At 56.7% G+C, this 14,674-nt stretch carries 9 protein-coding genes and 2 pseudogenes; 1 reads left to right on the top strand and 10 read right to left on the bottom strand.

Annotation, left to right across the window (positions count from 1 at the left end; genetic code table 11):
* Positions 1 to 193: 193 nt before the first annotated feature.
* Positions 194 to 641, bottom strand: a pseudogene (locus P8192_RS06570) (IS3-like element ISPfr13 family transposase); the annotation flags it as partial.
* A 60-nt stretch (positions 642 to 701) separates the two neighbouring features.
* On the opposite strand from P8192_RS06570, the pseudogene P8192_RS06565 reads away from it, so the two are divergent.
* Positions 702 to 914 (top strand): annotated as a pseudogene (locus P8192_RS06565) (IS3 family transposase); the annotation flags it as partial.
* A gap of 207 nt (positions 915 to 1,121) precedes the next feature.
* Here the strand turns inward: P8192_RS06565 and P8192_RS06560 are convergent.
* The 9 genes from P8192_RS06560 to P8192_RS06520 form a co-directional block, all read right to left on the bottom strand.
* Positions 1,122 to 5,402 carry a glycosyltransferase gene (locus P8192_RS06560; protein WP_278159478.1) on the bottom strand — a complete coding sequence of 1,427 codons (4,281 nt, stop codon included), beginning with the start codon at positions 5,400 to 5,402 and terminating at the stop codon, positions 1,122 to 1,124.
* A gap of 107 nt (positions 5,403 to 5,509) precedes the next feature.
* Positions 5,510 to 6,502, bottom strand: coding sequence for a UDP-glucose 4-epimerase GalE (gene galE, locus P8192_RS06555; protein WP_278159477.1), 993 nt, complete (start codon positions 6,500 to 6,502; stop codon positions 5,510 to 5,512).
* Positions 6,503 to 6,548: 46 nt separating this feature from the next.
* Positions 6,549 to 7,793, bottom strand: coding sequence for a UDP-N-acetyl-D-mannosamine dehydrogenase (wecC, locus tag P8192_RS06550; protein WP_278159475.1), 1,245 nt, complete (start codon positions 7,791 to 7,793; stop codon positions 6,549 to 6,551).
* Between the two features lie 173 nt (positions 7,794 to 7,966).
* Positions 7,967 to 10,963, bottom strand: coding sequence for a glycosyltransferase family 4 protein (locus P8192_RS06545; protein ID WP_278159473.1), 2,997 nt, complete (start codon positions 10,961 to 10,963; stop codon positions 7,967 to 7,969).
* A 4-nt stretch (positions 10,964 to 10,967) separates the two neighbouring features.
* Positions 10,968 to 12,029 (bottom strand): LCP family protein, encoded by a 1,062-nt coding sequence (locus P8192_RS06540; protein ID WP_278159471.1) that lies wholly within the window; start codon positions 12,027 to 12,029, stop codon positions 10,968 to 10,970.
* 230 nt (positions 12,030 to 12,259) lie between these two features.
* Positions 12,260 to 13,132 carry a bifunctional DNA-formamidopyrimidine glycosylase/DNA-(apurinic or apyrimidinic site) lyase gene (mutM, locus tag P8192_RS06535; protein ID WP_278159469.1) on the bottom strand — a complete coding sequence of 291 codons (873 nt, stop codon included), beginning with the start codon at positions 13,130 to 13,132 and terminating at the stop codon, positions 12,260 to 12,262.
* Positions 13,116 to 13,796 carry a ribonuclease III gene (rnc, locus tag P8192_RS06530; protein ID WP_278159467.1) on the bottom strand — a complete coding sequence of 227 codons (681 nt, stop codon included), beginning with the start codon at positions 13,794 to 13,796 and terminating at the stop codon, positions 13,116 to 13,118. The genes mutM and rnc overlap by 17 nt, the downstream gene beginning before the upstream one ends.
* A 59-nt stretch (positions 13,797 to 13,855) precedes the next feature.
* Positions 13,856 to 14,059: a 50S ribosomal protein L32 gene (gene rpmF / locus P8192_RS06525; protein WP_270105534.1), complete on the bottom strand. Its 204-nt coding sequence runs from the start codon at positions 14,057 to 14,059 to the stop codon at positions 13,856 to 13,858.
* A gap of 2 nt (positions 14,060 to 14,061) precedes the next feature.
* Entirely contained in the window at positions 14,062 to 14,667 is a 606-nt protein-coding gene (locus P8192_RS06520) for a YceD family protein (protein WP_278159464.1), read from the bottom strand.
* Positions 14,668 to 14,674: the final 7 nt, after the last annotated feature.

Here is a 14,674-nt window from a genome sequence, read left to right as displayed (position 1 = left end):
TTGCGGACCCAGACTCGCAGGGTCTCTTTGCTCAGCCGGAGTTCGTTCGCGACGAGGGTGATCGCTCCATTCACGGTGTCCGGGTCGGACTGGGCATAGATGACGAGCCCGACGGCACGAGCCTTGAGTTCGTCTGTGTATTTCACTGGCAAGAGAGAATCTCCTTCTTCCAATCTCCCTGCCTCTATTACCCCCGGGGCGATTCACGGCCCTGCCTCCAGGCCCGGTAGGTGCGTACTGCGATCTTCACGCCCTGCTCACGCAGAACCCGGATGATCGACTCGACAGCAAACTCCTCGGCTCTCATCTGGTCGATGAAACCCACCATCACCAGCGGTTGCGGGGGTCGAGTTCCCCCACGAAGAAAGCCGTCGCCGCTTTCAGGATCGCCACGTCCTCGCCCAGCGCCCTATACTCCGCCTTCAGCCGGCGGACCTCGGCGTGCGGTTCACTGGTCTGCCCCGTCCGTTCGCCGGCGTCGATCTCGGCTTAGATCACCCACCGGCGCAGCGAATCGCACCGACGCCTTCCTGACGGGCGACAGCGGCAATGGCCTTCGCATTCGACGGGCACTCAGCCCGATGCTCGAGCACGCGCCGCACGGCACGCTCCCGAACCTGAGGATCAATCTTCTTCGGCATGATGACATCCAATCCATTTAAAATGGATGCGGCACAGAACCTGGGACGGTTGTTCAGCCGGAGTCGTTTTGGTCGTCGTTGAAAACGGGGTTCTTCGAGCGCAGAGTCTGGCAGTCCCGGGCTGAAGCGATGAGGGAAGTCGCTCGTTGGATCGAGGTGGTCTATAACCGGCGGAGGTTGCACTCGGCGTTGGGGATGGTTCCGCCGGTAGAGTTTGAAGAGAAGCTCCTGGCCGAACAGAGTGCCGGCCGTGTCGAGGAGGAAGCGTCTATGCAGGCTCCGTGGCGTGGTTCACGTGTCCACACCTTGCGGGGAGGCTTAGACAAGATTCGCGGCCTCGATCCGGCACCCCGGAGTGTGCGAGCGACGCTGTCGCTTCTGATCCGACAGATTGAACATCCTTCCAGCAGGACTGCAAATCCCGCTAACGTGGATGTCCACTATTCGAGTGGTGGCCTCAGGCACCTTTCGCTCAAGCGTTCATGACTCAATGATCTTTAACAGGCGTTGCGTGATGACTTCAGGCGCAAAATGTTCGCGCATGTACCGACGGGCAAGATTCGATTCTTCCGTAAACATCCTTGGATCGTTCGTGAAACGGCGGATTCGTTCAACCGCCTCGATCGGGCTTTCAACAATCCAACGGTCACCGTAGACTGCCTCGGCCCCGGCCCACGGCAGGACAATCGGGATGCATCCCGCTGCGCCACCCTCAGCGATCGCTTGATGAGTCCCCTCATGGTCACTTGTTGACAAGATAAACCCGGGTCGCGAGCGATACCAGGCTCCGATGTCGCTGGAATGCCCTTCGAAGATGACCGAATCCTTCAAGGCCGGTGATCGATCGAGACGCGCGTACTGACTTTCGAAGTATGCTTTCTCAGGTTCTCGATTCAGCAACCACTCGAAGTCAGTATATTGCTTTCCCTTAACGTACAAGCGGTACTGCAAGTCGCTGGCGATGAGACCCTCGACGATATCCAGGGCCAAGTCCAGTCTCTTAGAGCGGGGCACTGAACCTACCAAACCCAAGTTCCACGGGTTGATATTCTCTCGCTCTTGATCGAACTTTGTGAAGTCGAAGGTGTTGCCAACGACTACGCATTTGGACGCGGGGATACCGTAGAGCACGCGAGCTCGTGCCATACCGGTCGGTGATACGAAGACGAAAGTATCGACCTTGCTGATGTCAGCGTCCCGCAGATACCTGGTCCGAAGTTCCTGGGCGTGGAATCTCGTGATGAGCTTTTGACCTGGTTTCTTGTTTCTGCTGTACCAGGCAACGTTTCCTAGCGACCATTCGCAGAAGATTACATCGGCTCGGGCCAGCAACTCGACGCTCTCGTCTTCGTTGTGGATGTCATGACCGGACCATTGATCAACAAGAATTTCATGATCGGCATTGCTAATCGCCGCACTGATTTCATGGAAGAACTTAAAATCGTGTCCAGCCAGGAGTACCGTCTTCTTCGCAGGAGGAAGATAGATACTCTGCGCTTGCCTATCGGAAGCGACCTTTGTGTCCTTCACGACCTGCCAGGCGAATACGCTGCCGCCCTTGAGGCCTGGGTCATTGCTCTGAGACCGCTGCGCGTGAGTGTCAAGGTCATACAATACAACCTGATCGTTGATGTCAGTACTGAGCGCGGCAACGGGGACGAAAGAATCGTTTGCTTCCCAAGTCACCACACGTTTCCCCACGGCGTGCCAATCTCCGAAGGTCAACGCCGTCACGAGGTCTTCAAGGTCATGCTGGCCCAAGGTACCGACATTGCTTCGTGCTTGAACGATGTGGAAAATACCGCGTGCCTTCAGACGCTCGTAGAGGTCTGGCGTGGACACAGGCAACGTCGGAACGTCAACAGATTCAGCATTCTCATTATCTGTGAGAAGGTACACGTCGGGAGCGAAAGTCTGGTTCCTGAAGGCAGGCAGATCAGCCGACGCGCACTCGACGGCGAATTTCGGCGGCTGCGGGCTACGCACCAAGAATCCTGCAACACGCATCATATATACGAGCCGATGGGCACACGTGTGGGTTTCGTATACGTGCCGCATCCCTCGCCACAGCTCGCGGTGACGAAGTTCTTCAGATCCCTTCCATCTCGCCAAGACGGCGCTGGCTTCATCTGGCGTACCGACCGTTGGCACGGTCCCTGCGAAAGTCTCGTCTACTCCTCTTCCAGGAGAGCTCAACACACTGGACCCTGATGCCGTGATCTCCACGACTCGACGAGAGAACATCGAGGGTGAATCAACCACGGAATTACCGTTCAGGTGAATGGGATGAGCCTTGTAGGCCTGGCACATATCCGGGTAGCTCAGGCTAGGCCTTGCATAGCGCTTAAAACGCTCCGGCAACCTGTACGGAGAATTCGGGTCATTGTGTACGCGTTCGTAGATCGCCAAGCCGTATGGGACAGATTCGTAGAAGAGGAAGTCCAACCCCTGCTTACGGGTCGCGTACTTGTCGCCGTAGTAGGTGCCACCATATGCGATTGAGTCTTCATTCTGACGTTCACTCGGCAATGGGTTATGTAGACGTGGCTGTGCAGCAAACGGGGCTGAAGCCACAGTCTTGATGTGGTTGTCGGGTTGCGCGTTGTATGCCGGGATTGTCCTTGCGTCCGTGGTGAACACGTAATCGCACAAAGCAGCCGTCTTCTTGAAACGATTGAAGTGCACCGGGTCCTCTTTGTTCCAGAACATCACTGGAACATCCTTGGAACGGCAGAAGTCGATCAGCTCTACGATTGGTGCGTGCGCTTCGTCACCGTAGTAGCCGATGCTACCTTCCCAGGCTTGGTCATTACCCTGCCAAGCGGACTCGATGAAAAGTACTTCGAACGGCTGATCCGAGTATTGATTACGCCAATCTTCCGGGGTCACCCTGACGGCAGTGAGCTCCGGCAGGAAAGTATCGGACGTGAACGTATCTCCGATAAAAGCGACCGTGTAGTCCTTAAGATCAGGTTCGGCCTGAATATCAGTCTTGGAGATTCCCTCCCTCAAAGACTCGACCACGTCCCAAAACACGCGTCCAGAATGAGACCACTGGCGATTCGCTTTCACCCAGGCGCGTGCACGATATCCCATGAGCTTCGACGCATCAGGAGAATCGAGCAAGGTCCGCAGTTGGTTTTTCAGGCTACTAACGTCGTCCTTCCGGAAGGACAAGGCACGTGAAGATTCGTCTCCATGAAAGACCCCATGCGGTGAAACATCAGAAAGTACTACAGCGCCACCAGTCGCCATAGCTTCCAGCGGTTTCAAGGGCGAGACTAGTTCTGTGACAGGTAAAGACTTCCTCGCAAGAGGAAAAATGTCGATCGAGGAGAGGTAGACCGGCATCTCATCGTTTGGCACGCCGCTAACGAAACGTGTCACAGCATCCAGCCCCGAGCTAGATACTTTCTTCTCAAGATCCGGTAGTCCTTTCCCGGCCCCCATCACCAAGAAATTAAAGTCGTAGCCTTCGCCACGCAAGTCGGCAAGTGCCTGCGCTACAAGTTCCAGACCTTCGTACTCAGTTACACTGCCAGCAAAGCCCACCATTGGCAGGTCAGGGCGCGCGAACCCCATACGTTTCAGGAGTACGGCGTCTTTGCCGGTTGGAATAAATTTATTGACGTCGACACAGTTCGGCGCCACCGAAATCTTCTGCCCGTCAAGCCCTCGGCCGATCAGGTCCTGCCTCATCTCCTCGGTGATTACGACAATCTTGTCCGCCTGCGAAGCCACCAGATACTCGAATTTCCGATCGAACTCATACTGATCGGTCTGATCCCATCCCGGACGCAGTGAGGCTGCGGTAACTTCCCAGAACCCTCGAATCTCATAGACGAATGGCACACCCAAACGACGTGCAGCAATCAGAGCAGGCAACGCTGACAAGTAGTTTGACCCTGCAATGATGAACTCTGGTTTCTCTATCATTGCCTCACGGACGTACGCATCGGCGGTGGCTTGAATGAAGACATCCAAGTCGCCTTCCCAAGCCTTCAGCCCTGGATTGTGCACATATCGGACACCGTCGACATTCCTTGTGTATCGAGCCTCTTCTTTCGGAACGCGGTATCCCGGCTGGGGCCCCTTATCCCAGGGCTTCCCGGGCATCGGGGCAACCACCACGTCTGCACCCGCGTCCATGAGCCCCTTCGCAATCCCTTGCGTGCGGGATGTGTAACCGTTACTCGTCGATACCGGGGAGAAGCCAACCGCATACATGACTTTGTCGCGGATGGACACGTAGTTATACGTGCGATGCCGTTGTGGGAGTCGGTATTCAGCTTCGAGGTACTTAGCGAAAGAGCCCACCCTCTGGACGAACCTCGACTCTACCTCGGACAGTTCTACGTCGGGGGTCAGCGCGCGCAGTACTTCATTCGCTTCACGGATCTGTCCCTCATCTGAGAAAAGACGCTTCGCCAAAGGGAGCGCGGTCGACGCGTCCTTACGCCGTTGAAAGCGCTGTTGCAGAACCTGAAGAGGCTCTGCAGAGGTCAGGCGACTTTTCGGCTCAGATCTCTTTTTTTTTGAGGAGATCTTCTCTCCGCGGGATAGACGCACGATCTTCGCGTTCAAACGCCTCAAGAACATGATCATGATGAACACGATCAGCGCGAGCAGCCAAAATAGAAGGATGATGAGGACCGTATCGTCAAGGAAGAACGACATGACCGTGGCGAGCACTGCCATGATCACGAAGAATCCCAGAACAAGCTTCTGCTTCCGGGAGAATCTGCGGAACAACTGCAACATAGTGATGGGGTCCCCTAGGAGATGGTGCGCGGTCTAGATTCAGTGAGTGCTACGAAGATCATCTTCACCGACGTGTGGTGCGGTCTCGGCGTAGGTGGGCAATGCCCTCATCCGCTCGATTGGGAATATGGATTCGGCGGGTACTCAACCACGGACTGAACAATATCGCCAAGGTCCAAACGAGCTCGCCATGACAGTTCGCTGTAGATCTTGTGCACGTCCGCAGTCAGTGCTCCTGGATCACCTGCCCGACGCTCAACAATTTGATACTCGAGATCCACGGCGGCTTTCTCACGGAAGCATGTGATTACTTCGAGAACACTGCTACCGCGCCCTGTCCCCACATTGTAAACATCGAAACGTCCTTCAGACGCTCGCTCCATAGCCTCTAGCGACACGAGATGTGCGTCTACGAGGTCCAAGACGTGTACGTAGTCGCGCACACATGTGCCATCCGGGGTCTCATAGTCATCACCGAATACCGCTAGGGAACTATTATTGGACAACCTATCCCGAATCGCAGGCATCAGATTCGTGGTCGTCGTGTCAGCTAAGAGCGCGTTCTTCGCACCCGCAACGTTGAAATAGCGCAGGGCAACAGCGTTCAGGCCCCATGCCCTGGTTGCGTTCGCAATCGCGAGTTCGCTGATGCGTTTCGTCTCCCCATATGGATTGATGGGATTACACGGGGTGTCTTCGAATACGACAGACTCGTCTGGTTCTCCGTACACTGCCGCAGATGAAGAAAACAAGAATCGCGGCGTACCGGAAAATCTCATCGCCGTAAGGAGGTTTAGTGTCCCCATAACGTTGTTGCGGTAGTAGTACTCCGGCTGTTGAACCGAATCACCGACAACCTTCTTGGCCGCGAAGTGGACCACTGCATCGATGGAGTACTCGGTGAGCAACGATGTCAGTTGATCAACACCGTCGGCCCCAGAAAGGTCGACCTTCTCGAACACCACAGATGCGGGAAGGCGCTCCTGCATGCCTGTAGAGAGATCGTCGACGACGACGATGTCAGAATAGCCTCGTTCAATAGCTTGATCAACGAAGTGAGCGCCGATGTAACCCGCGCCTCCTGTGACTAGCAAACGCATGCGGTTCGACCTCCCTTACTGTGCCACGTCTCTAGCGATGTTTGGTTCAGCGCCACTGTCCTCGGGTATCGACGACCTTCTTGCCTTGTACCTGAGGCTTCAGACCGGCAAAGACGTCATGGTCGACCAGGAGGACGATGATGTCGGCCTGTTCGATGGCCGCGCTCGCCTCAGAGAACTCAATGTTGTTTGCCTGTGACAAACGGGCCGGAAGCTCATTGACGTGCGGCTCGACAGCAAGGATGCGACTATCCGCGAATTCGTCGGATAGACGTAATGCGATGTTCAAGGCCGGCGATTCACGTAGGTCATCGATGTTGGGCTTGAATGCTAGCCCCATGGCGGCAATGACCGGTGTACGGCCGGAATCTTTCGCTACGTCGTAAGCTTCTGCTTTGACCTGGCGGATAACCCACTCAGGCTTCGAATCATTAATTTCTCTAGCGTTGCGAATGATCTTAGAAGTTTCGGGAGCGGCCGCAACAATGAACCACGGGTCCACGGCGATGCAATGCCCTCCAACGCCGGGACCAGGCTGCAAAATATTGACCCGAGGATGATGATTGGCCAGCTCGATGAGCTCCCACACGTCAATATCAAGTTCTTGGCAAATCATGGACAGTTCGTTGGCGAACGCGATGTTGACGTCGCGGAACGAGTTCTCGACCAGCTTCGACATTTCCGCAGTACGAGTGTCGGTCAGCAGGAGTTCAGCCTTGCAGAAGCGTTCATAGAGAGCCTTAGCACGCTCGGCTGCAGCCGGGCTCGAACCACCGATGATTCGGTCGTTGGTGACCAGCTCAGTCATGACTTTGCCGGGCAAGACTCGCTCGGGGCAATGCGCGAACATCAGGCCGCCACCCTCGCGCAAATCAGGACGGGCCTCAAAAATCACCTCTGCCAGGCGCTCCGTCGCACCAGGAGGTGAAGTTGACTCAAGGATCACCAGTTCATCACCCGTCAGCTGGGGGGCGATTGCGCGACCTGCAGCTTCGATATATGACAGATCCGCCGATTTGTCTTCACGGAAGGGGGTCGGGACCGCCACAATATAAGCGTCAGCCGCCGGAGTGTCCGTGGAAGCAGTAAGGTTTCCTGCCTTCACGTTGCGCTCAACGTATTCGCCCAAGTCTGGTTCGACGAAAGGCACGGTTCCGGCATTGATCGCGTCAACGGTCTTCTGGTTGACGTCTACCCCATGAACCCGCGTTCCGTGTTCAGCCAGGATGGCCGCGGTCGGGAGCCCAATGTAGCCGAGGCCAATAACCGCGACACTGTCAATGTTCGACATAGATTCGTTCCTTGAGTTGCTGTGGACACAGTCGGTTGCGAGTCGTTGATACGTCAGAGCAAACCGCGAAAGCAGCCTGCTTTCCATCGATCAAGTATAGGCGACGGCCTGGGGACTTCCTGGGAGGCATTCTGCGGAATGTTGTCTGGAGAGTACCTAGTCCGGTCTACGGATCAACGAGTGTTCTCACTAATGAGCTTCTTGTAAATTCGCTCGTACTTCTCAGCGTTAGCGGCCCAAGTCCGTTCGGCAAGCACCCATTCTCTACCTCGAGATCCCAACGATTCCGCCAGCTCAGGAGACTCCAGCAATGCTTCAATTGCACCAGCCCACTCCCCTGGGTTCTCAGGAGCAACCAACATCCCCGTTTCCCCGTCGACAACGAGCTCTTCCAATGCCGGGAGATTTGAGGCCAACACAGGTCTGCTGGAAGCGGAAGCTTCTACTGGCTTCATCGGTGTGACCGACCGGGTCACCGGAGTATCACGACGCGGAACGACGAAAACATCAAGGGCTTGGTGGTACAAATTGGTTTTGGTTCGGTCAACTCGACCCGGAGTCAGCAGACGGTCCGAGATGCCTAGTTCTGCGGCCAGCTCTCGCAACCGCGGTAGATCCGTCCCATCCCCAACATAAAGAACTCGCAGATTTGGTCGACGTTCGGCAAGTTGGGCAGCCGCTCTGAGGACCGTGTCCAAACCCTCGTAAGGAACGATCGAACTTACCGTGCCTATGTATTCCAAACGCTCGTCAAGGCCAAGTTCCTGACGCGCCTCGGCTTTCGTCAAAGGCGGTTCTATAAATACGCCTCCGACAGCATTCGGGCAGACTTCAATCTTGGTCGCCGACACTCCGACGCCCATCAGGCGCGCTCTCATGTTGTCACCCAACGTGACAACCGCGTCCGCGGCCCGGGAGACTACGTCCTCACGCTCTACGAACAATCGATAGCGTTCAGAGTTCAATGCCTGTGCATCTCGCGTTGAAGCCCAAGTATCCGCTAGTTGGCCCCTTACTTCGTAAACCCAGGGGATCCCGACTGAAACCGCTACGGCCTGCGTCACCAGAGCATTCGTCCAATGCGTGGTGGTGTGCAGCACCGAAGGCCTTTCCTCCAACACCACTTCGAGTAGCATCTCCGCTTGTTGTTGCAGGCGTGAGTCAAAACCTGTCGCCAGTTGAAGTGGCAGAAGACGTCGATAGGTGATTCCATCCACGACATCAACACGTGATGCACCCAACGATCCAGTCTGTACGGGCCAACCGATCCGCGTCACTGCCGAAACGTTCCAGCCGCGATCTTTCAAGGAGGCCAGGATGGAATGTGATCGTTGGGCGTAACCGGACCCCGTATGGGGCAACGAATTCGTCAGCACGTGCAGGACCTTGTCTTGATTCGGTAGATAGCCTGCGACAGGCTTCAGCTCTGGAGCCGCCCCCTGATAGCTACGCAGTTCAGACGACAATCGACGACGATGTTTCGTCGCGCGCGTGCCCTCCAGTAATGCGATAGCCGCAGACATATTGCCCTGATGCCACTCAAGTCTTGCGAGTGCTTCATTACGACCGCGTGTACCGGGCCGCGTGCGATCCAAAATCCACTTCGCGGTGACGACGTCGCCGTCATTAATCATCAAGTCGGCCCACGTGACGAGATGGCGATCCGGGGAGCGCTTTTCAACAGCATCTAGCGCCATCCGCTTTAATTCCACGGACCGCCCGGCTGCCCCGAGGGAAACCCCACGTACCAGGTCAAGTCCGCCACCATGAACCATCGTCCCAACTTTGGAGAGCGGACCACGAAGGCGCTGTGGGAGGCGCCGCGAAATTTGCAAGGCCAACAAGACTGGATCGTCGTTGAGATGGTCGGCCACTGTTGTCGACGTCAACCGGGCGTTTCGGCGAAGTTGCCCGATCCATGATGGGCGGTTTGACGTAGATTTCATCCTGTTCCCTTGATCATGGTGCGCCAAATCATGACGCTCCTTCACACTTTGAACCAAGTTCACCATGCGTCGACCCAGTATGGATAATTCAGCGTTCCGTTGGAGCCAGTCCTCACCGTGATCTGTCATAGGCGTTGAGGTCGAATCTTGGGCTAACTGCACCCAGGACTCAGCAATCTCCTCAGGGTCATCTGCAACCACGATGCTGTTGCCATAGTCCGTCAGGATCCCCGCTGCTTCGCCCGTCACGATGCCGGTGAGATGCTTTCCCGTGGAAATTAACTCATAGGTTTTCGAAGGCACGGTCCAGTCAAAGCTCTTCCAGTCGGAACGCAAAGAGACGACACAGGTGTCTGCCCACGAATAATGTGCTGCCACTGCTTGCGGAGAGACTGGGCCCAGCATCGTAACCGGATTTCCGAACCTGTGATTAACCGTTCGAAGGTAACTCACCTGCGTACCGTCACCGACGAAGTGCACTTTGATACCGACATTACGTTGCCGAGCGAGGGCAGCCGCCTCGATAAGGGTATCCAGCCCTTGTGACTCACCATGATTGCCGAGATACAGGACGTTTAGCTCGCCGGTCCGACGATCACGGGATTTTAGATTGTCCCACCTACTGACTCGTGCGACACCGTTTCCGATGTGTACGACACGTTCAATGCCACGCTCAATAAGGCGCTCACCGAATCCTCGAGTAACCGTCACAACCGCTGCTGCAGAGCGCTGCGCATCAGTTACTAGCCAGGCCAACACCTTCGACAGCAGGCCAGCCTTCACGCCAGAGTCAAAGGCAAGATCTGGCCAGGCATCACGCATTTCAACTATCAGAGGGACACGTTGCGTCGCAGCAATCACTCGCGCCGGGACGACCAGGGGCAAGGCAGGAATGGTGACGACAAGCACGTCCGGACGCTCAATGGTCCAAGACGTAGGGATAGATGCCAACGACTGGATAACTGAGGCGTAAAAACGACCGTCTCGACTTCCTGTCAAAGCAGCCAGTCCGGGGACTCGCACGATTCGCTCCCCGCTCGGCCCCCAGCGGGTGCGCGCAGCTTGGTGATCTTCCGGCGTCGACAACCAACGTGGATCAGCGACCGGAGCGATGACGTCCACTTGGATACCAGCGCGGCGTAGCTCGCTAACGAACGCTTCCCAGCGACGTCGAGGCGGCGTGTATTCGGGCAGGTAAGAATGCGTGATCAGTTGTACTCGCACGAGATCACCCTTGGCCCGTAGTGGGCTCGGACGAACTGGCACTATCCGTTCCAGTTGATGTCTCCGGACTCGGAGATGCGGTCCCCGTTGGTCCGCCGTTATCCGGAATCTCGGTTTCCCCCTCCACATCTTCCAGCAAGCCCTCGGCTTCGAGGAAGGCTCCCAGGTCGTCGTTGCGGAACGCTTCTTGCAGTCGAGGCATGACATTCTCGTCCTGCCAGATCACCGAGGCGCCGCCGGACGTTGTTCCCGGGCCGGCGTTAGGGATAGTGAACATTTCGATGTTGTTGGCGCGGAGGTCCCGCAGTGAGATGCCATAGTCCACGATGGTCGAGGCATCGAGGCTTTCGTCCACCGTGATAAACGGGGTAAACATGCTCACGACATCATTGACCTTCTGCGGATCAGTAAGGGTATCTGCGTTCAACAGCTGCCTAATGATCGCCGTGAGGAACAGCTGCTGGTTTTTGACACGCTGGTAGTCACCGTCGAGGAAAGCCTTACGCTCGCGTACGAAACGCAGTGCGTCTGTGCCCTCAAGCCGAATGGTCCCTTCTGGGTAGAAGGCAGGATTGGACTGACCGGAAGAGAAGGGGATCGAGTTCTCGACTTCGACACCACCCAGCGCCGTCGTCAGTTCTCTGAAGCCGTCGAAATCGACGATAGCAAGGTGGTCAATGTCGGCGCCGACGAGTTCTTCCACGGTGTCGATGACTAAGGGGTACCCTCCGTAGTCGAGAGCGGCGTTGACCTTCGTTTCGCCGTATCCCGGGATATTTACCCAGAGGTCGCGCATGATCGACATGACGTAGGCAGATTCGCGGTCTTCCGGGATATGCACCAACATCATGGTGTCCGAGCGCTCGCCACCACCTTCATCTGAGTTTTCGGCATCACCGCGCGAGTCGGATCCTAGAAGCAAGATGTTCAGAACGCCATCTTCCAGCGGCTCGTGGTCGGGAATGATTCCTGACTCCACGGTCTGGCGTCCTTCATTGAACTCGGTGGTGAGGCGGTTGGCGTACAGGGAAACGGCTCCGGCTCCGACAAGCACTAGAGCCAGCACAGACGAGAGTAGCGTCAACCAAACGCTTTTCCGCGGAGGTCGAATCCGCCGGAGGCGGCGGAACCGACGTGGCGCGGAGTGCGATGCACGTGACAAACTCAGGTCCCTTCAACGAATACGGAGCGTCGTCCAGGCATGCTCGCACGCCAATTATCCCGACGAAAAAAGTATACGCACACAGAACGAACGCACTCTGTCAGAAACCCGAGCGTCACCACGAGATTCCTTGGTCAAGGAATCGGCTGGCACACCGGGCAGTAATGGCTCGAGCGGTTCATAAAGGCACTGCGAACGATGGTGCTATTGCACCGCCGGCAGTTCTCTCCCGCACGGCCATAGACGTTCAAGCTACGGGCGAAGTATCCGGATTCACCGTTGACGTTCACATAGAGGGAGTCGAAGCTGGTTCCTCCCTGGTCTAATGCCTCAGTCATGACCTCGTGGGCCGCTGCATAGATGGCGGTAACTTCGTCACGACTCATGGAGTTGACCGGCGTCGCGAAGTGCAGACCGGCCCGCCACAGGGCCTCATCCGCGTAAATATTGCCGATTCCTGCCGCGACCGACTGGTCCAGCAGGATCCGCTTGATCTCAGTGCGGCGACGCTGGGTCTGTGCAAATACCTCATCAAGGCTAAAGAGTCGGTCCAAAGGATCACGCCCGATATGCACGATGGTGGAAGGAATAGTCTCGCCGGGTGCATCGTCCACAGCAATGAGACGGTCCATGTAGAGTCCGCCGAAAATTCGTTGATCAACGAATCGCAGTTCATCGGCACCGTCATCCAAAACGAATCGGCACCGCAAGTGCCGCTGATCCGGAATATCACTACGAGACACGAGCATCTGCCCGCTCATACCGAGGTGAACGACCATGGCTGTTCCCTCACCAGAGCCAGTCTTCATCGGTAGCCAAAGGTACTTTCCACGACGCTGGGCGGAGTCTATACATGCCCCGGTAACTTGCTCGATGAAATCCTGTGGGCCCTGCCCGTGGCGTCTTAAGGTTCGAGCATCGAGAATCTCGAGGTCAGTGATCCGTCGACCGACGGCCGAGCTCTGCAGTCCCCTTCGCACTACTTCGACTTCAGGCAACTCCGGCATGATCGAGTTCCTTGATGGCGGGCCAACTGGCGCGAGCGGCTTCCCGCTCTGCTTCCTTCTTGGAACCACCTTGGGCTGTCGCGTAGGAAACGCCTTGGACAACGAGAGTCGCGGTGAATGAACGCGCGTGGTCCGGTCCAGTGGAATCGATCTGATAGACCGGATCGCCTAGACCGTTGTTCTCCGTCACCATGCGGACCAGGGTTTTCCAGTCTTTGCCAGCTCCCATGACATCGTCGTCGTCTAGGAGCGGGATGATGTGCTGTGCGACGATCTGCTCGGCGCGTGCGAATCCGCCCTCGATATAGGCAGCGCCGATCAACGCTTCGAGGGTGTCAGCCAAGATGGAGTCTTTGTCCGCACCGTTGGTACGGATCTCTCCCTGACCGAGGCGGATATGTTGACCGATGCCGATGCGTCGGGCCGCTGTGGCCAAGGCGAAAGTCGAAACGACTGAGGCGCGTAGTTTGGCCAGTGAGCTTTCGGCTCCGTCGGGGAACGTGCGATACAAGTGGTCAGTGACCAGTACACCCAGGACGGAATCGCCTAAGAATTCGAGTCGTTCGTTGGTGGGGATGCCTCCATGCTCGAACGAATAGGAGCGGTGGGTTAAAGCAAGACAAAGCATCTCGGCGCCAATATGGACTCCGAGATGCTTCGTCACTTCTTGAGTTGTCCGCTCGGCATCGAAATTCGATGCACGTTTACGAGTCAAGGTGTGCCTCAGGCGTCAGCGACTTTGCGGCCCTTGTACTCGTAGAACAACGGGGTACCGGCCGAGTCGGTCACCAACTGAGCCTGGTGCGGCAGACGGTAGCTGACGCGACCGTTCTCAACCGACTTGATCAGGGTGGGGGCCGAAGCCTTCCACTGCGAACGGCGCGAACGCGTGTTGGAACGGGACATCTTCCGCTTTGGAACAGCCACGATTATCTCTCTTCTGTCTCGTGATCGGAGGTCTTTTCTTCCAGTCCAGTGTCGTCGGTATCCTGCTCGGACGCAAACGCAGCCAATGCCGCCCAACGCGGATCCACCTGCTCGTGATGATGCCCCTCAGGAGCTTCATCCAAACGGATGCCGCATTGTCCGCACAGCCCTTGGCAGTCGTCCCGGCACACCGGCTGGAACGGGAGCGAGGGCACCACGGAGTCGCGGACCACAGGCTCGACATCTACGGTGTCGCGCTGAACCAGTGGCTGGTCCTCTTCATCGCCCTCGGGCTCGTAGAGGAACAGCTCCTGCACGGGAACCACGAGGGTCTCATGCAAGGGATCCAGGCAACGGGAGCACTCTCCGTTGGCGTCAGCGGTGACCTGACCGGACACAAGGATTCCCTCATGCACCGATTCCAGTCGCAATTCAACGTCAACATCAGCGCCCTGCTGAATGCCGAACAAAGGAACAGACAACGCGTCCGGTGCGGGCCAAATGCCCTCCACCGTGCGCATGTTCCCGGGACTCTGGACCAGGTCATTAACGGAGAGGATCCACGGGTTGGCAGTCGTCGACGTGGACGTCGATCGTGTCGATGGCATCGTCTGG

This window comes from Citricoccus muralis (genome assembly GCF_029637705.1).
Taxonomy (GTDB): Bacteria; Actinomycetota; Actinomycetes; order Actinomycetales; family Micrococcaceae; genus CmP2.
This window is presented reverse-complemented; position numbering and strand designations above follow the sequence as displayed.